Origin of the sequence: uncultured Allobosea sp. (genome assembly GCF_945957345.1) — a bacterium.
In the GTDB taxonomy this organism is placed as follows: domain Bacteria; phylum Pseudomonadota; class Alphaproteobacteria; order Rhizobiales; family Beijerinckiaceae; genus Allobosea.
In genome coordinates, this window is the sequence record NZ_CAMFKW010000008.1 from 64,542 (window position 1) to 84,379 (window position 19,838).

Annotated in this window: 19 protein-coding genes; 12 read left to right on the top strand and 7 right to left on the bottom strand. The window is 66.5% G+C overall.

Annotation, left to right across the window (positions count from 1 at the left end; genetic code table 11):
- The first annotated feature begins 5 nt into the window (after window positions 1-5).
- The 4 genes from Q0Q36_RS05985 (at window position 6) to dprA (ending at window position 4,279) form a co-directional block, all read left to right on the top strand.
- The gene (locus tag Q0Q36_RS05985; protein WP_293796374.1) at window positions 6-950 is read left to right on the top strand and encodes an aspartate carbamoyltransferase catalytic subunit; all 945 of its coding nucleotides are present in this window, start codon (window positions 6-8) and stop codon (window positions 948-950) included.
- Window positions 951-967: 17 nt separating this feature from the next.
- Window positions 968-2,269, top strand: coding sequence for a dihydroorotase (gene pyrC, locus Q0Q36_RS05990; RefSeq protein ID WP_293796375.1), 1,302 nt, complete (start codon window positions 968-970; stop codon window positions 2,267-2,269).
- A gap of 158 nt (window positions 2,270-2,427) precedes the next feature.
- Window positions 2,428-3,051, top strand: a complete 624-nt coding sequence (plsY, locus tag Q0Q36_RS05995) for a glycerol-3-phosphate 1-O-acyltransferase PlsY (RefSeq protein WP_293796377.1) — start codon at window positions 2,428-2,430, stop codon at window positions 3,049-3,051.
- A gap of 16 nt (window positions 3,052-3,067) precedes the next feature.
- A complete protein-coding gene (dprA, locus tag Q0Q36_RS06000; protein ID WP_293796503.1) occupies window positions 3,068-4,279 on the top strand; it encodes a DNA-processing protein DprA in 1,212 nt (403 codons plus the stop codon).
- Window positions 4,280-4,312: 33 nt separating this feature from the next.
- Here dprA and Q0Q36_RS06005 read toward each other — a convergent pair whose 3' ends face one another.
- On the bottom strand, window positions 4,313-4,561 hold the full coding sequence (locus Q0Q36_RS06005; protein WP_293796379.1) for a hypothetical protein: 249 nt from the start codon (window positions 4,559-4,561) through the stop codon (window positions 4,313-4,315).
- 113 nt (window positions 4,562-4,674) lie between these two features.
- A complete protein-coding gene (locus Q0Q36_RS06010; protein WP_293796381.1) occupies window positions 4,675-5,589 on the bottom strand; it encodes an AEC family transporter in 915 nt (304 codons plus the stop codon).
- Between the two features lie 236 nt (window positions 5,590-5,825).
- On the opposite strand from Q0Q36_RS06010, the gene Q0Q36_RS06015 reads away from it, so the two are divergent.
- Together Q0Q36_RS06015 and Q0Q36_RS06020 are read left to right on the top strand one after the other, a co-directional pair.
- A complete protein-coding gene (locus Q0Q36_RS06015; protein WP_293796383.1) occupies window positions 5,826-6,194 on the top strand; it encodes a hypothetical protein in 369 nt (122 codons plus the stop codon).
- Window positions 6,195-6,313: 119 nt separating this feature from the next.
- Window positions 6,314-6,655: a hypothetical protein gene (locus tag Q0Q36_RS06020; RefSeq protein WP_293796385.1), complete on the top strand. Its 342-nt coding sequence runs from the start codon at window positions 6,314-6,316 to the stop codon at window positions 6,653-6,655.
- A gap of 68 nt (window positions 6,656-6,723) precedes the next feature.
- Here the strand turns inward: Q0Q36_RS06020 and ruvX are convergent, their stop codons facing one another.
- Window positions 6,724-7,227 carry a Holliday junction resolvase RuvX gene (gene ruvX / locus Q0Q36_RS06025; RefSeq protein ID WP_293796388.1) on the bottom strand — a complete coding sequence of 168 codons (504 nt, stop codon included), beginning with the start codon at window positions 7,225-7,227 and terminating at the stop codon, window positions 6,724-6,726.
- A 172-nt stretch (window positions 7,228-7,399) separates the two neighbouring features.
- On the opposite strand from ruvX, the gene Q0Q36_RS06030 reads away from it, so the two are divergent.
- Together Q0Q36_RS06030 and Q0Q36_RS06035 are read left to right on the top strand one after the other, a co-directional pair.
- A complete protein-coding gene (locus Q0Q36_RS06030) occupies window positions 7,400-7,981 on the top strand; it encodes a GNAT family N-acetyltransferase (RefSeq protein WP_293796391.1) in 582 nt (193 codons plus the stop codon).
- The gene (locus Q0Q36_RS06035; RefSeq protein WP_293796394.1) at window positions 7,978-8,910 is read left to right on the top strand and encodes a hydroxyacid dehydrogenase; all 933 of its coding nucleotides are present in this window, start codon (window positions 7,978-7,980) and stop codon (window positions 8,908-8,910) included. Before Q0Q36_RS06030 ends, Q0Q36_RS06035 begins: the two co-directional genes overlap by 4 nt.
- Before the next feature lie 82 nt (window positions 8,911-8,992).
- On the opposite strand, the gene argC is transcribed toward Q0Q36_RS06035, so the two are convergent.
- Entirely contained in the window at window positions 8,993-9,967 is a 975-nt protein-coding gene (argC, locus tag Q0Q36_RS06040) for an N-acetyl-gamma-glutamyl-phosphate reductase (protein ID WP_293796397.1), read from the bottom strand.
- A 321-nt stretch (window positions 9,968-10,288) separates the two neighbouring features.
- Entirely contained in the window at window positions 10,289-12,004 is a 1,716-nt protein-coding gene (ade, locus tag Q0Q36_RS06045) for an adenine deaminase (protein WP_293796400.1), read from the bottom strand.
- Between the two features lie 122 nt (window positions 12,005-12,126).
- On the opposite strand from ade, the gene Q0Q36_RS06050 reads away from it, so the two are divergent.
- The 4 genes from Q0Q36_RS06050 to Q0Q36_RS06065 all read left to right on the top strand — a co-directional run bounded on the left by Q0Q36_RS06050 (window position 12,127) and on the right by Q0Q36_RS06065 (window position 15,217).
- Entirely contained in the window at window positions 12,127-12,825 is a 699-nt protein-coding gene (locus Q0Q36_RS06050; RefSeq protein WP_293796403.1) for a metal-dependent hydrolase, read from the top strand.
- Between the two features lie 114 nt (window positions 12,826-12,939).
- Window positions 12,940-13,227: an Asp-tRNA(Asn)/Glu-tRNA(Gln) amidotransferase subunit GatC gene (gatC, locus tag Q0Q36_RS06055; RefSeq protein ID WP_199087433.1), complete on the top strand. Its 288-nt coding sequence runs from the start codon at window positions 12,940-12,942 to the stop codon at window positions 13,225-13,227.
- Between the two features lie 80 nt (window positions 13,228-13,307).
- Window positions 13,308-14,822, top strand: a complete 1,515-nt coding sequence (gene gatA, locus Q0Q36_RS06060; protein WP_293796408.1) for an Asp-tRNA(Asn)/Glu-tRNA(Gln) amidotransferase subunit GatA — start codon at window positions 13,308-13,310, stop codon at window positions 14,820-14,822.
- 188 nt (window positions 14,823-15,010) lie between these two features.
- The gene (locus Q0Q36_RS06065) at window positions 15,011-15,217 is read left to right on the top strand and encodes a hypothetical protein (protein WP_293796410.1); all 207 of its coding nucleotides are present in this window, start codon (window positions 15,011-15,013) and stop codon (window positions 15,215-15,217) included.
- Window positions 15,218-15,323: 106 nt separating this feature from the next.
- On the opposite strand, the gene Q0Q36_RS06070 is transcribed toward Q0Q36_RS06065, so the two are convergent.
- Window positions 15,324-18,524, bottom strand: a complete 3,201-nt coding sequence (locus Q0Q36_RS06070) for an efflux RND transporter permease subunit (RefSeq protein WP_293796412.1) — start codon at window positions 18,522-18,524, stop codon at window positions 15,324-15,326.
- 121 nt (window positions 18,525-18,645) lie between these two features.
- Window positions 18,646-19,800 (bottom strand): efflux RND transporter periplasmic adaptor subunit, encoded by a 1,155-nt coding sequence (locus Q0Q36_RS06075; RefSeq protein ID WP_293796414.1) that lies wholly within the window; start codon window positions 19,798-19,800, stop codon window positions 18,646-18,648.
- Window positions 19,801-19,838 lie beyond the last annotated feature (38 nt).

A 19,838-nucleotide genomic window follows, 5' to 3' on the forward strand; every position in this document is an offset into this window, starting at 1 on the left:
TTCAAATGACATCGCCAGCACCGCTCTATCCGCACCGCCATCTCCTCGGGATCGAGGGGTTGTCCCATCTGGACATCGAAGCGCTATTGGACAGGGCGGAGGACTATGTCTCCCTTTCCCGGCAGGTCGAGAAGAAGACCACGGCTCTGCGCGGACGCACGCAGATCAACCTGTTCTTCGAGCCCTCGACCCGGACGCAGGCCTCCTTCGAGCTGGCCGGAAAACGCCTTGGCGCCGACGTGATGAACATGTCCGTCGCCTTTTCCTCGGTGAAGAAGGGCGAGACGCTGATCGATACCGCGGCGACGCTCAGCGCGATGCGCCCGGACATCATCGTCGTGCGCCACCATGCGGCCGGCGCGGTCAACCTGCTCGCCCGCAAGGTCGGCTGCTCCGTGATCAATGCCGGCGACGGCGCCCATGAGCATCCGACGCAAGCCCTGCTCGATGCGCTGACGATCCGCCGCAACAAGGGCCGCATCCAGGGCCTGACGGTGGCGATCTGCGGCGACATCCTGCATTCGCGCGTCGCCCGCTCCAACATCATCCTGCTGAACGCGCTCGGTGCGAAGGTCCGCCTGATCGCCCCGACGACGCTGCTGCCGCCCGGCATCGAGCGCATGGGCGTCGAGATATTCACCGACATGAACAAGGGGCTGGAAGGCGCCGACATCGTCATGATGCTGCGCCTCCAGCTCGAGCGCATGAACGGCGCCTTCGTGCCCTCGGCGAAGGAGTATTTCCGCTATTACGGGCTCGACCAGGAGAAGTTGTCGCGCGCTCAAGCTGACGCGCTGGTGATGCATCCCGGCCCGATGAACCGCGGCGTCGAGATTTCATCGGCCGTAGCCGACGGAGCGCAGTCGCTGATCCGCGAGCAGGTCGAGATGGGCGTCGCCGTCCGCATGGCGGTGCTCGACGCGCTGGCCCAGCACCTGCCGAATGTCTGAGCGTAAAGAGACCGAACATGGCTGACACGCAGGACATCGCAATCGTCAACGCGCGCCTGATCGACCCGGCCACCGGGCGCGAGGGCGCGGGCTCCGTTCTGATCCGCAGCGGTGCGATCGCATCGGTCGAATGGCAGGGTGCTCCCGCCACGGGCGAGGATGTGCATCGCATCGATGCCAAGGGGCAGGTGCTGACGCCCGGTCTCGTCGACCTGCGGGCCTTCCTCGGTGAGCCCGGCGCCGAATTCCGTGAGACGCTCGGCACAGGCTCGCAGGCTGCTGCCGCCGGCGGCGTCACCACGGTCGTCTGCCGTCCGGATACGAATCCGGTGATCGACGACCCCGCGATCATCGACTTCGTCAAGCGTCGCGCCCGCGACAAGGCCGTCGTCAACGTTCTCTCCTGCGCTGCCCTGACCAAGGGGCTGGAGGGCAGGGAGATCACCGAGTTCGGCCTGCTGCTGGAAGCGGGCGCGGTCTCCTTCTGCGATGGTGCGAAGGGCCTGCGCAATCCGCAGGTCATGCGCCGCGCCATGATCTATGCCCGCAATTTCGACGCCCTCATCATGAACCATGTCGAGGATCCCGAGCTGCGCGGTTCCGGCGTGATGAATGACGGCGAATTCGCCAGCCGCAAGGGCCTGCCCGGTATCCCGATCGAGGCCGAGACGGTGATGCTGGAGCGCGACATTCGCCTCGCCCGCGCCAGCGGCGCCCGCTACCACGCCGCGATGATCTCCTGCGCGGAATCGGTCGAGCTGGTGCGCCGCGCCAAGCAGGACGGCGTGCGCGTCACCTGCGGCGTCTCGATCAACAACCTCACCCTCAACGAGAACGATGTCGGCGAGTACCGGACCTTCTGCAAGGTCACGCCGCCTTTGCGCCATGAGGATGACCGCATCGCCATGGTCGCGGCACTCGCCGAGGGCGTGATCGACGTCGTCGTCTCCGATCACGACCCGCAGGACGTCGAGACCAAGCGCCAGCCCTTCGCCGAATGCGCCGACGGCGCCCTCGGCATCGAGACAATGCTCTCGGCTGCGCAGCGCCTGGTCCAGGCGGGCCAGATCGGCCTGCCGCAGCTTCTCGCCGCACTCTCGGCCCGGCCTGCCGCGCTGATCGGCCTTGCCGCCGGCAAGCTCGCCGTCGGCGCGCCCGCCGACCTCGTCCTGTTCGACCCCGAGGCGCCCTTCGTCGTCGACAAGCGCAAGCTCAAGTCCCGCGCCAAGAACTCGCCCTTCGACGAAGCGCGGCTGGAAGGCATCGTGGCGGCAACCTTCGTCGGCGGCCGGGTGGTCTACGAGGCCGAGCCGGGCTGAGTCCGCTAATTATGCACTGCGGGTCATCCCGGGCGTAGCGAAGCGCAGGCATGGATCCCGGATCGGCGCCGCCTTGCGGCTTGTCCGGGATGACGGCGCACTTTCTATTCGCGACGGCGGGTTCTATCGTGGCTGCGCTGAACCGGGCGAGGGGTTGAATGCCTGAGACGTTGAACTGGGGCCTTTCCGTCCCCGCCACGCTGATCGCCATCGTCGTCGGCTATCTCTTCGGCTCGATTCCCTTCGGCATCATCCTGACCAGGCTCGCCGGCGGCCCCGACCTGCGCAGCATCGGCTCCGGCAATATCGGCGCGACCAACGTCCTGCGCACCGGCAACAAGAAGCTCGCGGCGGCGACGCTCGTCGGCGACATGCTGAAGGGCACGGTGGCGGTTCTGGTCGGCGCCTATTTCCTCGGCGGGCCGCAAGCTGCGCTGGTGGCGGGCGTCGGAGCCTTTCTCGGCCATCTCTTCCCGGTCTGGCTGGGCTTCAAGGGCGGCAAGGGCGTCGCGACCTATATCGGCGTGCTGATCGGCGTGAAGGCCTCGGTCGCGCTCGCCTTTGCCGTGATCTGGCTGGGGCTGGCCTATCTGTTCCGCTATTCCTCGCTCTCGGCGCTGATCGCCAGCGTGATCGCGCCGTTGCTGCTCTGGTTCTGGGCCGAAATGCCCCAGGCGGCGCTGGTCATGGCCGTCCTCTCCGTCCTGCTCTGGATCATGCATCGGGAAAACATCGCCCGGCTGCTGGCCGGGAGCGAAGGCAAGATCGGCCAGAAGGGCTGACTGGCACATGGCTGGGATCGTCCTCTCCGATCGCCAGCGTCTCGATTGGTTGCGGTTGATCCGCAGCGAGAGCATCGGCCCGCGCAGCTTCCGCTCCCTGATGAACCGCTTCGGCGGCGCGTCGGCGGCGCTCGATGCGCTTCCTGACCTCGCCCGGCAGGCCGGCCGGCACATCCGGATCTGCCCGGCGGATGAGGCGCAGCGCGAGTTCGAGAGGCTCTCGCGCCTCGGTGGCCGCTTCATCGCGCTCGGCGAAGCCGACTACCCCATTCCGTTGCAGGCGATCGATTCGGCCCCGCCCTTGCTGGCCGTGCTCGGGCATGCCGCGATTCTGCAACGGCCCGCCGTGGCGCTGGTCGGCTCGCGCAATGCCTCGGCCGCCGGCATGAAGTTCACCGCGCGGCTTGCCCGCGATCTCGGCGAGGCTGATTTCACGGTGGTTTCGGGTTTGGCGCGCGGCATCGACACCGCCGCGCATGAAACGAGCCTGGAGACGGGCACCGTCGCGGTGCTGGCAGGAGGGCTCGACGAGATCTATCCGCCGCAGAACATCCCGCTCGCCCGGCGCATCGTCGAGCGCGGCGCAATCGTCAGCGAAATGCCGCTCGGCTGGGTCGCCCGTGCGCGTGATTTTCCGCGGCGCAACCGTCTGGTCTCGGGGCTGTCGCTGGGCACGGTGGTGGTCGAGGCAGCGCGCCGCTCGGGCTCGCTGATCACCGCGCGTTTTGCCAACGAGCAAGGGCGGCAGGTCTTCGCGGTGCCGGGCTCGCCGCTCGATCCGCGGGCCGAGGGCGGCAATCATCTCATCCGCGAGGGGGCGACGCTCTGCGCCGAATCGGCCCATGTCATCGAGGCGCTGCAGCCCATGCGGCAGCGGGAGCTCGATCTGTCGGTCCCCACTCGCGCCATGCGCGAGGCTGCCGGCGCGCCGGCTTCAGAGGCGATGTGGGACGAACTCGACCTGCCTGAAATCACGCCAGCGCCGGCCTATTCCCGGCGCGAGGACGGTTTCGAGGCCGAACCCTCGTCATTGCGTCCGACAGGCGGCGCGCCTGATTCCGGCCGGGTCCTGCTCGATCTGCTCGGCCCGGCACCGATCGCGCTCGACGATCTTGTCCGCGCAAGTGGGCTTGCAGCCGGCGAGGTCGGCCATGTTCTCGTCGAGCTGGAACTGGCCGGCGCGATACGGCGCCATCCCGGCGGGACCTTGTCGCGCAATCTGCCTTGAACCGCCTTCCTGAGCCGCCCTCGGCTTGGCGGCTCAGTGCTTCTCGCTGCTGGGGGCTCCGAGGCGCTCGATCTCGGCGGAGGCCTCGATCCTGGCCATTTCCAGGAAATAGCTGAGGGCGCTGAGCTTGGTGTTGCGGGCCATGATGCGGAGCTCGGCCGCCATGCCTTCGATGAAGGACGCGGCTTCCAGCGGCGACATCGGCCGGTGCGGGACTTCGTCGTCATCGCTCTCTTGTGCCACGCATTCGAGCGAGACCAGCTTGGAAACTTTGTGCTTCATAGCGAATGGATTCCCTCCCATACTGGGGGCCCAACTCGTCCGGCGGGTTTTCGATCCCTAACGAATATGCAATTCTAGATTGCAAATATGAATGAATTTCAAGCGATAGTATATTAGACGAGAAGATAGACCGCAGCCGGCAGCGTCGCCAGCGCGATCAGCGTCTGGAGGGTGGTGATCTCCGCCATCAGGGGCGCATCGCCGCCCAGGTCTCGTGCCAGGAAATAGGCGGCCGTCGCGGTCGGGACCGCGCCCGCAACCACCGTCATCGCCAGGGCGGGGCCGGTGACGCCGAACCAGCTGGCATAGAGCCAGGCGAGCACCGGCATCAGCACGAGCTTGAGGCCGACAGCCACGCCATGGGCCAGGCGCGGCCGCGCCAGCTTGCTCAGATCGAGCGCCGAGCCGACCACGAGGAGGCCGATGCCGAGCGAGGCGCGCCCGAGCACGTCCAGATAGCCGGTAAAGGCGCTGGGGAGCATCCATTGAACCTGATTCAATGCGAGGCCGACGGCCGAGGACCAGATGAAAGGGTTGTAGAGGATCGAGCGGATCGTCGCGCCGAGGCTCATCGGCCTGCCGCTCGCGAATCGAGCGAGCACGAACACGCACATCACATTGAGCAGCGGAATCATCGAGGCGACGGCGATTGCCATCAACGTCGTCCCGGTGCGGCCCTGCAGCCCGGCGGCCAGAGCGAGCCCGACGAAGGTGTTCCAGCGCACCGATCCCTGGAAAATGGAGGTGAAGGCGGGGCCGCCGATCCCGGCCCGTTCCAGCAGCGGGCGTGCGAACAGGAGCAGGGCTGCGACGCTCAGGATGGCGAGGATCAGGCTCGAGCCCATGCCGAGGACCGGCATGCTGCGCAGATCGGCCATGGCCAGCGTATGAATCACGACGGCCGGAAAGAGGAGTTGATAGGTCAAACGCTCGACGCCAACCCAATGCGCGGGCGAGACGATGTTGCGCGCCTTCAGGAACCAGCCCGTCGCGATGACGAGGAAGACGGCGATCAGGCTATCGAGCATGGCGGAAGCCGAACAGGAGGGAAGGGGGCCGCGGCGGGAACAATGGGGACTGGCAGCCGTTCTAGTTCTCGAACTGACCTGTCCCTGTCATGCCCCATCCGGGCCGGCAAGGACGCGGGAGAAGGCCTGATCTGTCCGTGCCGCAATGCTGCCGCGATTGGTTCAGGTCCCATTCAACCGGATCGCGCCATCCTTCCTGGCAAGGTTGGAGTGATCTCGTGAAAGGAGATGCCGTCATGATGTCTCTGAAGAAGAAGGCTGCCATTGCGCTGACCGTAGCCAGCGTCGCTGCAGGCACCGTCGCCGTTCCCGCCATGGCGAAGGACGTGCGCGGTTTTGATGCGGCGCGCCTCGACAAGGCGCAGGTGGAATATTCGCAGTACCGCTATCGCCATTGGCGCGGCGCGTCGCGCGGTGCGGCGGTGGCCGGCGCCGTCGGTCTCGGCATTCTGGGCGCGGCAGCGATCGCGGCTCAGAACCGCGCCTATGCGGCGCCGGGCTACTATTACGACGATGACTATTACGCGCCGCCGGCGCCGGTCTATGTCGCCCCGAGGCGGTACTACAACCCCTATGGCTATTACGACTTCCGCGACTATCGCTGAGATCGGTCGCAACTGAGCCTGCAAGGCCCGCGCAATCCGCGCGGGCCTTTCTTTGTGAGGGGATTATTCGGATTTCGGCGTCATGGATGACGCCTGGATCTGCTCACAGGGGGATGGACATGATGAAATCGCTTCGAAGCGCGGGGATCGCGGGCCTTGCACTGGTCGCGCTGGCCTGGGCTGCCGCCGAGCCGGCGGTCGCGCAGTACTATGGCGGGCAGGGCTATGGCTACGAACGCCCGTCGCGGGATGGTTACGAGCGTCGCGATTACGAACGCCGCGATTCCCGGCGTTACGACGATCGCGGCCCCCGTTATGGCTCGGGCGATGACTATGGCCGTGGCTACGGTCGTACGCAAAATCCAATGGCCGGCATGACGCTCGAGGAGCAGAAGCGCGCGGTCAAGAACGAGCGCGAGGCGCAGAAGAAGGCGATCAAGCGCGGCCAGCTCTTCCGCTAGGTCGGCACGGGCTCAGGCCTGCAAGCGAGCTGTTCACGAAGGCCGTTTCGCCATCCGGCGGGCGGCCTTCAGTCGTATTGGTCCTCCTCCTCGGCCTGCTGCGGGCCGAGCCGGCCCAGCCGGTCGAGCGCGCCCTGAAGGATGTAGGCGGCCGCCATCTTGTCGACGACGGCGGCGCGCTTGGCGCGCGAGGCATCGGCGTCGAGCAACGTGCGCGTCACCGCCAGCGTCGACATGCGCTCGTCCCAGAACACGATCGGCAGGACGGTGAGCGGCAGGAGATTGCGCACGAACGCACGGGTGGACTGCACGCGCGGTCCCTCGGTGCCGTCCATGTTGAGCGGCAGGCCGATCACCAGCCCGGCCACCTGATGCCTATCCGCGATTTTCAGAAGCGCCGCCGCGTCGAGACCGAACTTCACCCGCTGGATCGTCTCCAGCGGCGAGGCGATCTGCCGTTCGAGGTCCGAAAGGGCGAGGCCGATCGTCTTGGTCCCGAGGTCGAGCCCGAGCAGGCGCGCATGCGCGGGCAGGTCGACGAAGGCTTCGAGCGGGACGACGGCGCTGGTCATGGCACCGCGGTATCACGCGCCGGCCTGCCTCGCGAGCGATACCTTCCACGATGTGTTCGGCAAATGGCGGGTTTCCGGTCTCTGTAGCGCGGAAGTCATCGCGCATGGCCGGCTGTCACGTTATATGCGCCGGCTTGGTTGGCGGCGTAGCCGCTTGAGAAGGATGCCTCCCGTGCCGGCGCGGATTTCGCTGCAAGTTCCCGACAAATCCCTGCTCGACGCCTATCAGGCGGCTCTGCGCGGCGGCTGGTCGCCGAACACGACGCGCAACGTCGCACCGCAGCAGCTTGCCGAGATCGCTGCCGATCCCGACGCATTCCTCGCCGAGATACGCGGCGGGCCGGGCCGCATCAAGTTGCCGGATGGCCGCGAGGTCGATCGCATTCCCGGGCCGACGCGCTGGATTTTTGCCGAGGATCGCCCGGAGCGGCCCTTCATCGGCTCGATTAACCTGCGCTGGCAGGAGCAGGACGGCCGCCCGATCCTGGCCCTGCCGGAGCATGTGCTCGGCCATGTCGGCTACACCATCCTGCCGGCCTTCGCCGGCCACGGCTATGCCACCGCGGCGCTCGCAGCGATGCTCGGCGTGGCGCGCGAGGCAGGCCTCTCCGAGATCACCATCACCTGTGACGCGACCAACCAGGCCTCACGTCGCATCATCGAGAAGAATGGCGGGCGATTGGTCGAGACCTTCGTCGCGCCGCTCTATGGCCCCGATCAACGCCTCCGTTTCCTCGTCAGCACCGCACCATGACCGATATCGTCATCACCGAATTCATGGACGACACCGCCGTCGCCAATCTCAAGGCGCGCTTTTCGGTCCATTACGACCCCGAGCTCTATGCCGACCCGGACGGGATGGCGCAGCTCTTCGCCGATGTCCCGGCCGTGATCGTGCGCAACCAGACGCAGGTTCGCGGCAAGGTTCTGGAAGCGGCGAAGAAGCTCAAGGTTATCGGCCGCCTCGGCGTCGGCCTCGACAACCTCGACATGGAGGCTTGCGCCGCGCGCGGCATCCGCGTCTTCCCCGCGACCGGCGCCAACAGCCTCTCCGTGGTCGAATACGTCATCGGCACGACGATGACCCTGTTGCGCGGCGCTTATTTCGCCAATGCTGCGATGGTCGCCGGCGAATTCCCCAAGACCAAGCTGATCGGTCGCGAGATCGCCGGCAAGCTGATGGGCCTCGTCGGCTTCGGCTCGATCGCCCGCGATGTCGCCCATCACGCCCGCGCCATCGGCATGGAGGTTGCTGCCTACCATCCGCGTCTGCCCGCCGACGATCCTGCCTGGAGCGGCGTGAGGCGGCTGGAACTCGACGAATTGCTGGCCGAGGCCGACGTCATCAGCCTGCATGTCCCGCTGACCGCGGAAACCCGCGGGATGATCGGTGCGAAGGCCTTCGCCCGAATGAAGCCGGACGCGATCCTGATCAACACCGCGCGCGGCGGCATCATGGACGAGGCGGCTCTGGTCAAGGCACTCAAGGCCGGCAAGCTCGGCGGCGCCGCGATCGACGTCTACGAGCAGGAGCCGCTCGGCAAGGACGCCGCCAAGGTCTTCGCAGGGGCGCCGAACCTGATCCTGACCCCGCATATCGCCGGCAACACGCTGGAATCGAACGGGCGCGTGTCCGGTCTCGTCGCCGAGAAGGTCATGGCGGCGCTGGACGAGCGAATCTAGCGCGATTCGGACTGCAGGGAGCGATGGCTTTCGCTCCCTGCGGACCCGTGGGCGGATCGAATGATCGCCTCGCGGCCCCTTGTCATGGCCAGACAGGTGCGCCGTCCAGCCCCGCGGTTTCCGGTAGACCGCAGATCAGGTTCGCATTCTGCAGCGCCTGACCGGCAGCCCCTTTGCCGAGATTGTCGACAACGCCCATCGCAATCACCAGGTCGCGCTCTGGATCAGCCGCATAGCTGACGAATGCGAGGTTCGAGCCGGTCGCCCATTTGGTCTGCGGCGGCTTGTCGGTGACGCGGACGAACGCCCGCTCGGCATAGAAGCGCCGCGCCGCATCCAGGCATTGCTCCGTGGTGGCGCGGCCGCGACAGTAGATGGTGGCGAGGAGGCCACGGGTCATCGGCACCAGGTGGGGCGTGAACACAAGGCCGGCCGCGCTGCCGCCACTCAGCCGTTCGATCGTCTTGGCAATCTCAGGCATGTGGACATGCTTGAGCAGGCCATAAGGCACCAGATTCTCGTTGCTCTCGGCATAGCCGAACTTGCTGTCGCCGCCGCGCCCGGCGCCGGAGATGCCTGTCTTGGCGTCGATCACGATGTTGCCGGGCTCGATCAGCTTGTTGACCAGCAGAGGGGCCAGCGCGTTCAGCGTCGCCGCAGGAAAGCAGCCGGGGTTGGCAATGCGGGTCCGGCCCTCGATCTGCGCCGGCCAGATGTCGGCCAGGCCGTATGCCCAGCCCTCGACATAGCGGTGGTCACCGCCGATATCGACGATCTTCACGTCCTGGGGGACACGTGCCAGCGCCTCGGCCGAAGCGCCCGTGGGCAGCGACGCAAAAAGCACGTCGAGCTTCGGCAAGGTCGCCGGGTCCCATTTCTCGATCACCAGTTCGGCCAGCTTGGTCGGCACACCGGGGAAGCGATCCCTCAACCGGCTGCTGGCACTGCTGTCGCCGGCCGCGTAGACCAGCTCGAAAGACGGGTGGCTCGCGATCAGCCGCAGCGCTTCGCCGCCGCCGAAGCCACTGATGCCAACTATGCCGACGCGGATGCTCATGATGATGTCCTTCTGGGGTTCGGGCAAAAGAAAACCCCCGGAGCCGAGGGCTGCGGAGGTTCGGGAACACGGGCCGGGGGCCGCTTCGTCGGATGAAACCTACAGTAAGGCTGTCATCATGCGGAAGGGCACTGATCGACGCGCAGCCAGAAGAGCCGCCGCTTGTTGGAAGCAGCGTCGGCGTCGATCACAGAGGTTCCGGTTTCCGAGCATCTCCAATGACACTGTCGCTGCCTACATTCACCGTCAAGCGGAAACTCCGCTTCCGTTCGAATGCGGATGCTACGCGCTCAGCTCGCGTTCCAGCTCGCCGTCACAAGCTCACACGAAATCGAACCGATCGACATCGACCAGCCCCTTGTCGGTGATCTTGAGATGCGGGATCACCGGCAGGGTCAGGAAGGCGACCTGCAGGAAGGGCTCGGCCAGCACGACGCCGAGCGCTTTCGCCGCCGCGCGGAGCTTCTCAAGATCGTGCCGCACCACCTCGAAGGGCTGCTCGCTCATCAGCCCCGCGACCGGCAGCGCCAGCTCTGCCGTGACCTCACCGCCATCGGCCACGGCGAAGCCGCCGCCGGTCTCGATCAGCCGGTTTGCCGCTGCCGCCATCGAAGCCTCATCCACGCCGACGACGCAGAGATTATGGCTGTCATGCCCGACCGAAGAGGCGATGGCGCCGCGCTTCATGCCGAAGCCATGGACGAAGCCGGTGGCGATGCCGCCGTTCTTGCCGTGGCGCTCGATCACGGTGACCTTGATCGCGTCCTGCGCCAGATCGGGCAGGGCCTCGCCGTCGCGCGCGGGCAGGGCCATCGACAAGCGCTCGGTGATGATCCGCCCCGGCACCACGCCGATCACCGGCGTCTCGCCGTCGCGGGCCTTCACACGGAAGGATGCCGGCGTGACAGGCCGGCATTTCACGCTGCCGTGCCCAACGGGCGCAACCGAGCATCGATCCGCGAACAGCGCCTCCTCGACGGGCCGGCCCCCGGTCAGGACCTGCTTCACCGAACAGGCGGCGAGGTCCTCGATCAGCACGATATCGGCGCGCTTGCCCGGCCCGATGAAGCCGCGATCGAACAGCCCGAAATTCCGCGCCGCTGACAACGAGGCGATGCGGTAGGTCGCAAGCACATCCGCGCCCTCGGAGATGGCGGTGCGAATCATGTAGTCGAGATGGCCTTCCTCGCCGATATCGAGCGGGTTGCGGTCATCCGTGCAGAAGGCGAGGAAGGGCGAGGCGTCGCGCGAGATCAGCGGGATGAGCTGATGCAGGTCCTTCGAGACCGAGCCCTCGCGGATCAGGATCGCCATGCCCTTGGCGAGCTTTTCGCGGGCTTCGTCGGCGGTGGTCGTCTCATGGTCGGTGCGGATGCCGGCGGCGAGATAGGCGTTGAGGTCCATCCCGCGCACCAGCGGCGCATGGCCGTCGATATGGCGATGCGAGAAGGCTTCGAGCTTTGCGAGACAACCGGGATCGCGATGGATCACGCCTGGAAAGTTCATGAACTCGGCGAGCCCGATCACCTTGGGATGATCCATCATCGGCGTCAGGTCGGCGGCTTTGAGCTGCGCACCCGCCGTCTCCAGATGCGTCGCCGGCACGCAGCTCGACAGGTTGACGCGCAGGTCCATCCGCATCGCCTCGGCGCAGGCGAGGAAATAGCGGATGCCCTCCGCGCCTAGCACGTTCGATATCTCGTGCGGGTCGCAGATCGCGGTGGTGACGCCATGCGGCAGCACGCAGCGCTCGAATTCGAGCGGCGTCACCAGCGAGGATTCGATGTGCAGATGCGTGTCGATGAAGCCGGGCACGGCGATGAGGCCCTTGGCGTCGATGACGCGCTTGCCTTCGTAGGTGCCGTAGGTCCCGACGATGGTGTCGCCGCAGATCGCGATATCGCTCTCGACCAACGCGCCGGTGACGAGGTCGAGGAGCGTCGCGCCTTTGATGACGAGATCGGCCGGCTCGTCGCCATGCCCTTGCGCGATCCGGCGGGCGAGTTCCTGGCTGGAGACCTTGGCGGCGTCGGTCATGGGGCGATTCCGTGCGTTCGACATGGCGCCAGCCTGCCTCTCTCTGCCTGCAATGTCGACTTGGTCGGCGGGCTGGATCAGCCTAGATAGGGGCCGGCATTTCGAAAGCCTGGAGCCTTCGCATGAAACTCACCTGGTACGGCCATTCCGCTTTCCGCGTCGATCTCGACGGCGCCGCCATCCTGATCGACCCGTTCTTCACCGGGAACCCGGCCTTCGATGGGGATGTCGCGGCGATCTCCCAGGGCGTCAGCCATATCGTGGTCACCCATGGCCATGGCGACCATGTCGGCGACACGCTCGACGTCGCCGCCAAGACCGGCGCGACCGTGATCACGAACTATGACCTCGCCATGCATCTGGCCTCGCAGGGGCTCAAGAACTTCAGCCCGATGAACACCGGCGGCACGGTCGATCTCGGCCCGTTCAACGTCACGCTCGTCCGTGCCGATCATTCGGCCGGGATGGGCGAGGGCGGCGTCAACGTCCCCGTCGGCAACGCCAATGGCGCGATCATCAAGGCCAAGGGCGAGAAGACGCTCTGGCACATGGGCGATACCGACATCTTCTCGGACATGGCGCTGCTCAGCGAAATCCATGGCGTCGAGGCCTGCATCTGCCCGATCGGCGACCGCTTCACCATGGGCGGCAAGGTCGCCGCGCTCGCCATGACCCGCTTCGTCAAGCCGAAGGTCGCGATTCCCGCCCATTACGGCACCTTCCCGATCATCGACCAGAATGCCGATCGCTTCGTCGAAGGGCTGAAGGGCAGCAGCGTCGAGGTGATCCTGCCGAAGAAGGGCGAGGCGTTCGCGGTCTGAGCCGGAGAAACCGGCCGGATCGCTCAATGCTGATTTACGTTTGCCCGTTCGCCGCGCTATAGCGCGGCGAACCGTTTTCCGGCGCGTCATTCGCGCCCTATCCAGGAGTCCGCCATGTCGGTCGATCTCGCCACCGTCAAACGCGTCGCGCATCTCGCGCGCATCGCCGTGCCGGAGGCCGATCTGCCCAAGCTGCAAGGCGAGCTCAACGCCATCCTCGGCTTCGTGGAGCAGCTCAACGAGGTGAATGTCGACGGCGTCGAGCCGATGACCTCGGTGACGCCGATGGCGATGAAGCAGCGTGAGGACGTGGTCACGGATGGCGAAATCGCCGATGCGATCGTCGCCAACGCCCCGGCCTCCGAAGACGATTATTTCATGGTGCCGAAGGTGATCGAGTAAGCGCGCGGCGCTCGTTCGATCATCCCGGATGCGCGTTGCGATCCGGGCCTCTGCCACCAGATAAATTCCGGAACTCTCCCGTGACCGATCTCACCCGCCTGACGCTCACCGAGGCCCGCGACGGCCTCAAGGCCAAGACCTTCTCCGCCACCGAACTGACGAAGGCGCATATCGCCGCCGTCGAGAAGGCCCGCGCCCTCAACGCCTATGTGCTGGAAACCCCCGAGCATGCCCTGAAGCAGGCGGCTGCCTCCGACGCGAAGCTCGCCAAGGGCGAAGCCGGCCCGCTCGAAGGCCTGCCGCTCGGCATCAAGGACCTGTTCGCGACGCAGGGCGTGCGCACCACCGCCTGCTCGAACATCCTCGGCAATTTCGTGCCAGCCTATGAATCGACGGTCACGAGCCAGCTCTGGCGCGACGGCGCGGTGATGCTCGGCAAGCTCAACAACGACGAATTCGCCATGGGCTCGTCGAACGAGACCTCGGCTTTCGGCAATGTCGTGAACCCCTGGCGCCGCAAGGGCTCCAATGTCGGCTCCGGCGCTGGTGGCGCCGTCGAGGGCAACCATCTCGTGCCGGGCGGCTCGTCCGGTGGCTCAGCTTCGGCCGTCGCCGCCGATCTCTGCCTTGCCGCGACCGCGACCGATACCGGCGGCTCGATCCGCCAGCCGGCCGCCTTCACCGGCACGGTCGGCATCAAGCCGACCTATGGCCGCTGCTCGCGCTGGGGCACGGTCGCCTTCGCCTCCTCGCTCGACCAGGCCGGGCCGATCGCCAAGACGGTACGCGACGCCGCCGTGATGCTGCGCTCGATGTCGGGCCATGATCCGAAGGACACCACCTCGGTGAACATGGCCGTGCCGGATTACGAGGCGGCCGTCGGTCGCTCCGTGAAGGGCATGAAGATCGGCATTCCCCGCGAGTACCGTCTCGATGGCCTCAACGCCGAGATCGACGCGCTCTGGCAGCAGGGTATCGAATGGCTGAGGGCCGCCGGCGCTGAGATCGTCGAGATTTCGCTGCCGCATACCAAATACGCCTTGCCGGCCTATTACATCGTCGCTCCCGCAGAGGCCTCCTCGAACCTCGCCCGCTATGACGGCGTCCGCTACGGCCTGCGTGAGCAGGGCAGGGACATCGTCGAGATGTACGAGAAGACCCGAGCCGCGGGCTTCGGCGCCGAGGTCAAGCGCCGCATCATGATCGGCACCTATGTGCTCTCGGCCGGCTATTACGACGCCTATTACGTCCGGGCGCAGAAGATCCGCACCCTGATCAAGCGCGATTTCGAGACGGTCTACGCGCAAGGCATCGATGCCGTGCTGACGCCTGCCACGCCGTCCGCCGCCTTCGGCATCGGCGAGAAGGGCTCGGCCGATCCCGTCGAGATGTATCTGAACGACGTCTTCACGGTGACGGTGAACATGGCGGGCCTCCCCGGCATCGCCGTGCCTGCCGGCCTCGACGCGCAGGGCCTGCCGCTGGGCCTGCAGCTCATCGGCCGCCCCTTCGACGAGGAGACGCTGTTCTCGCTCGGCGAGGTCATCGAACAGGCGGCCGGCCGCTTCGCCGTCTCCGAGCGTTGGTGGGGCTGAGCCGGTTTCGGCTTTGCTGAGGTCGCTTTGAACCGCCCTGGTTGCCCCGGACAGGCGGCGAAGCCGTGTCGATCCGGGGGCCATGCCTGAACCGTCCCGGACGTGATCCCGGGTCTCCCTTGGCTTGCCCGGGATGACAGGCCCTTTCCTTGGTCGTTAGGGTAGGCAACTTTCCCAGGGAAACGGCGATGATCTTCAGCCGCGTTATGGCCTATGCCTGTCTGACGGCGCTTGCCGGCATATTCGCCGTCGTCGTCGCGCTGATGATCCTGCTGACCATTGTCCAGCTCCTGCGGGGAGAGGCGATCCCCGATCCAGCTGCGCGAGCCATCGGAGCCGTTGTTGCCGCCGGCCTCGCACTTGTCTGCCGGGCGGTGGCGAAGCGGCTGATCTGACCGCTTCCCGCTCGAATTCGGACGGCGGTGCTTGTATAGAGGGATACGAAAAAGGGGCCGCTGAGCGGCCCCTTTTCATTATCGGCTGTCGTGGCGTGCAGCGGCCTCAATGAGCCGCTGTCGGTGCCACCGGCGGCTGAGCCTGCGCCTTGCGCCGCTTGCCGCCGAGATCCGCCAGCCAGCGCACCATCACGTAGAACACCGGCGTGAAGATCAGGCCGAAGAAGGTCACGCCCAGCATGCCGGAGAACACCGCGATGCCCATCGCCTGGCGCATCTCCGCGCCGGCGCCGACCGAGATCGTAAGCGGCAGCACGCCGAGGATGAAGGCCATCGAGGTCATCAGGATCGGCCGCAGGCGGGTCCGGGCGGCAGCGATCGCCGCGTCGCGGCGATGCATGCCCTCGTCCTCCGCCTGCTTGGCGAACTCGACGATCAGGATCGCGTTCTTCGCGGCGAGGCCGACGAGCACCACCAGGCCGATATCGACCAGGATGTTGCGGTCCAAGTTGGCGTAGTTCACCCCGAACATTGCCGCCAGGATACACATCGGCACGATAAGGATGACCGAGAGCGGCAGGAGCCAGCTCTCGTAGAGCGCCGCCAGCAGCAGGAAGACGAACACCACCGCAAGGCCGAAGGCGATGATCGCCGTATTGCCCGCGAGCTTCTCCTGCAGCGCGATCTCGGTCCATTCGAAGCCGAAGCCGGCCGGCAGCCGCTCCGCCGCGATCTTCTCGACCGCCGCGATGCCTTGGCCGGTCGAATAGCCGTGCGCCATCGCGAGCTGCACTTCCGCCGCCGGATACAGGTTGTAGCGCGGCACGCGATAGGCGCCGGTCGTGTCGTGGAAGGACGCGATCGAACCGATCGGCACCATCTCGCCATCCGCGTTGCGGGTCTTGAGATTGGCGACGTCGCGCGTGGTCAGGCGGAAGGGGTTGTCCGCCTGCGCCGTGACGCGATAGGTCCGGCCCAGCAGGTTGAAGTCGTTGATATAGGCCGAGCCCATATAGATCGACAGCGTCTCGAAGATGCGCGTCACCGGCACGCCGAGCATCTCCGCCTTGGTGCGGTCGATATCGGCGTAGATCTGCGGCGTCTTGGTCGAGAACAGCGTGAAGGGCTGCTGGATGCCCGGGACCTGCCCGGCCGAGCCGGCGACGATCCAGGCCGCGCCTTCGAGCGCTGTCAGCCCGCGCCCGCCGCGATCCTGCACATAGCCCTTCAGGCCGCCGCCGGTGCCGATGCCCGGAATTGCCGGCGGTTCGATCAGCAGGGTGAAGGCTTCCGAGATGCCGAACATCTGCTGCCGGAGATCGGCGAAGATGCCCTGCGTCGTCAGCCCGGCCTTCACGCGGTCGGCGAAGGGGGCGAGCGTCACGAAGGCCACGCCGGTGTTGGGCGCGATGGTGAAGGTCGCGCCGTCGAGGCCGGCGAAGGCGACGGTATGCGCAACGCCGGGGCGGGACAGCAGGATCTCGTTGGCCTTGCGCAGCACGTCGTCCGTACGCTGCAGCGAGGAGCCGGGCGGCAGCTGGATCACGGCGATGAAATAACCGCGGTCGAGCTGCGGCACGAGGCCGGTCGGTGTCCTGCGGATGTCCCAGACGGTCGCCGCGATCAGGCCGGAATAGACGATCAGAAGGATCACCGCGATGCGGATCAGCCGCGAGGTGACGCGCCCATAGGTGCGCGACAACCAGTCGAAGCCGGCGTTGAAGTAATGGAAGAACCAGCGGACCGGCGCGCCGAGCTTGTAGAAGAAGCCGTGCTGCTCGTGCTCGTCATGCTTCTTGTGCGCCTTCAGCAGCACCGCCGACATCGCTGGGGAAAGCGTCAGCGAGACGAAGCAGGAGATCGCCGTCGAGGCCGCGATCGTCACCGCGAACTGCTGGTAGAAGGTACCCTGCAGGCCGCTGATGAAAGCTGTCGGGATGAACACCGCACAGAGCACGAGCGCGATCGCCAGCAGCGCGCCGCCGACCTCGTCCATGGTCTTGTGCGCGGCTTCCTTGGGCGTGAGCCCCTCGGCGAGATAGCGCTCGACATTCTCCACGACGACGATCGCGTCGTCGACGACGATGCCGATGGCGAGAACCAGCGCCAAGAGCGAGATCGTGTTGAAGGAGATGCCGATCGCGCTCATCACCAGGAAGGTGCCGACCAGCGAAACCGGGATCGCGACGATCGGGATGATGGCGGCGCGCCAAGTCTGCAGGAACAGGATGACCACGATCACGACGAGCACGATCGCTTCGAGCAGCGTGTGCACGACTGCGTCGACAGATTCGCCGATGAACTCGGTCGGGTTGTAGATGATGCGGTGCTCTAGGCCGACCGGGAACTGCTTGGCCATCTCGGCCATGGTCGAGATCAGCTTGTCCGAAGTCGCGAGCGCGTTCGAGCCCGGCCTCTGGAAGACGCCGATGGCGACCGTGTTCTTGTTATCGAGATAGGCGTTGGTGGTGTAGTCCTGCGAGCCGAGCTCGACGCGCGCGATATCGCGCACGCGGATCGTGCCGCCATCGGCGTCGGAGCGGACGACGATGTTCTCGAATTCCGAGATGTCCGTCAGGCGGCCGAGCGTGTTGACCGAGAGCTGGAAGGCCTCGTCGGACTTCGCCGGCGGCTGGTTGAGCGCGCCGGCCGCGACCTGCACGTTTGCGGCCCGCAAAGCGGCGACGACGTCACCGCCGGTCAGGTTACGCGCTGCGACCTTGGCCGGGTCGAGCCAGATGCGCATCGAGAAGTCGCGTGCGCCGAAGACCTGCACGTCGCCGACGCCGTCGACGCGGGTCAGCACGTCCTTCACGTAGAGCGAGGCGTAGTTGGAGATGTACTGCGCGTCCCGCGACCCGTCCGGCGAGATCATGTTGATGACCATCAGGAAGTCGGGCGAGGCCTTGCGCACCTGGATACCGAGCGCGCGCACGTCCTGCGGCAGACGCGCCTCGGCCTGCGAGACGCGGTTCTGCACCAGCACCTGTGCCTGGTCGATATCGGTACCGCCCTTGAAGACGACATTGATCGTCACCCGCCCGTCGCCGGTCGACTGCGATGTGATGTAGAGCATGTCGTCGACGCCGTTCACCTCCTGCTCGATCGGCGTCGCCACCGTGGCGGCGACCGTCTCGGCCGAGGCGCCGGGATAGGTTGCGGTGATCGAGACCGTGGGCGGCGCGATTTCGGGATATTCTGCGATCGGCAGCGAACGCTGCGCGATGGCGCCGGCGATCGTCAGCAGCACCGAGAGCACGGTGGCGAAGATCGGCCGGTCGATGAAGAAATGGGCGAAGCGGAACATGGGGATGTCCTGGCCGGAATAAGGCGGGCGGGCGCCCGGTGGCGCCCGAGATTCAATACCGGGCCGGAGACGACCCGAAAGGCATGCGCCGGCTTTCGGGGAGAGCCGGCGCGGCAGGCGCTCAGTTGGTCGTCGCGACCTTGATCTCGCCGGGCTGCGGCGTCACGGGAACGCCCGGGCGGACCATCGGATTGGCGTTGCCACCGACGATCACCTTGTCCTCGGGCGTCAGGCCGGAGCGGATCACGCGAAGGCCCTCGCTGAGTGGCCCGAGCACCACCGACTTCGGCACGACCTTGTTCTCGGGGCCGACCGTCAGCACGATCTTATGGGCCTGATCGGACGCGATCACCGTGTCGGGCACGAGCAGCGCATCGGATTCGCCCGCGAAGAAGCGCAGGCGGCCAAAGACGCCGGGCGTCAGGAACTGGTCCTTGTTCTCGAACACCGCGCGGCCGCGGATCGTCGCCGAGCGGGCATTGAGCGCGTTGTCGAGGAAGTTGACCTTGCCGCGGCGGCCCCATTTGGACTCGTCGGAGAGGCGCACCTCCACAGGGGTTCCTGCATCCTTGCTGGCGCCGTCGCGCGGATTGCTCATCCGCGCATAGCGCAGATAATCGGCTTCCGAGACGTCGAAGGTGAAATAGATCGGATCGACCGCGACGATGGTCGTCAGCAGCGAGGCGCCCGACTGGCCGCCCGCGATCAGGTTGCCCGGATCGACGCGGCGGTTCGAGATGCGGCCGGCGATCGGCGCGCGCACCTCGGTCCATTCGAGATTGAGCTGGGCATTCTTGAGTGTGGCCTCGGCGCCCTGCTGCGTGCCGATCGCGCTGTTCAGGTTGGCGCGGCGCTGGTCGACGTCGCGCGCCGTGATCGTGCGGTTCTGCGTCAGGCCCTCGGCGCGCTCGACCTCGTTCTGGGCGAGCTCGACCTGCGCCTTGGCGCGGGCAACGTCTGCGCGAGCCACGTCGACGGCCAGTTTGTAAGGCCGCTGATCGATGGTAAAGAGCAGGTCGCCCTTCTGGATGAGCGCGCCGTCGCTGAAATGGACGCTGTCGATGAAGCCGGAGACGCGGGCGCGCACCTCGACCTGATCACTGGCCTCGAAGCGGCCGGTATACTCGTCCCAGTTGGTGATGCGCTTGGCGAGCGGGTTGGCGACCTGAACCGGAGGAGCTGGCGGGGCTCCCTGAGCGGCAGCGTCGAACGCGGTGAGCGCGGTCGACGTGAAGGCGGCGGTGAGCACCAGACCGATGAAACGGCTGCGTGACATGACGGAACTCCGGGGTAACGAGCCGGCACAACCAATGG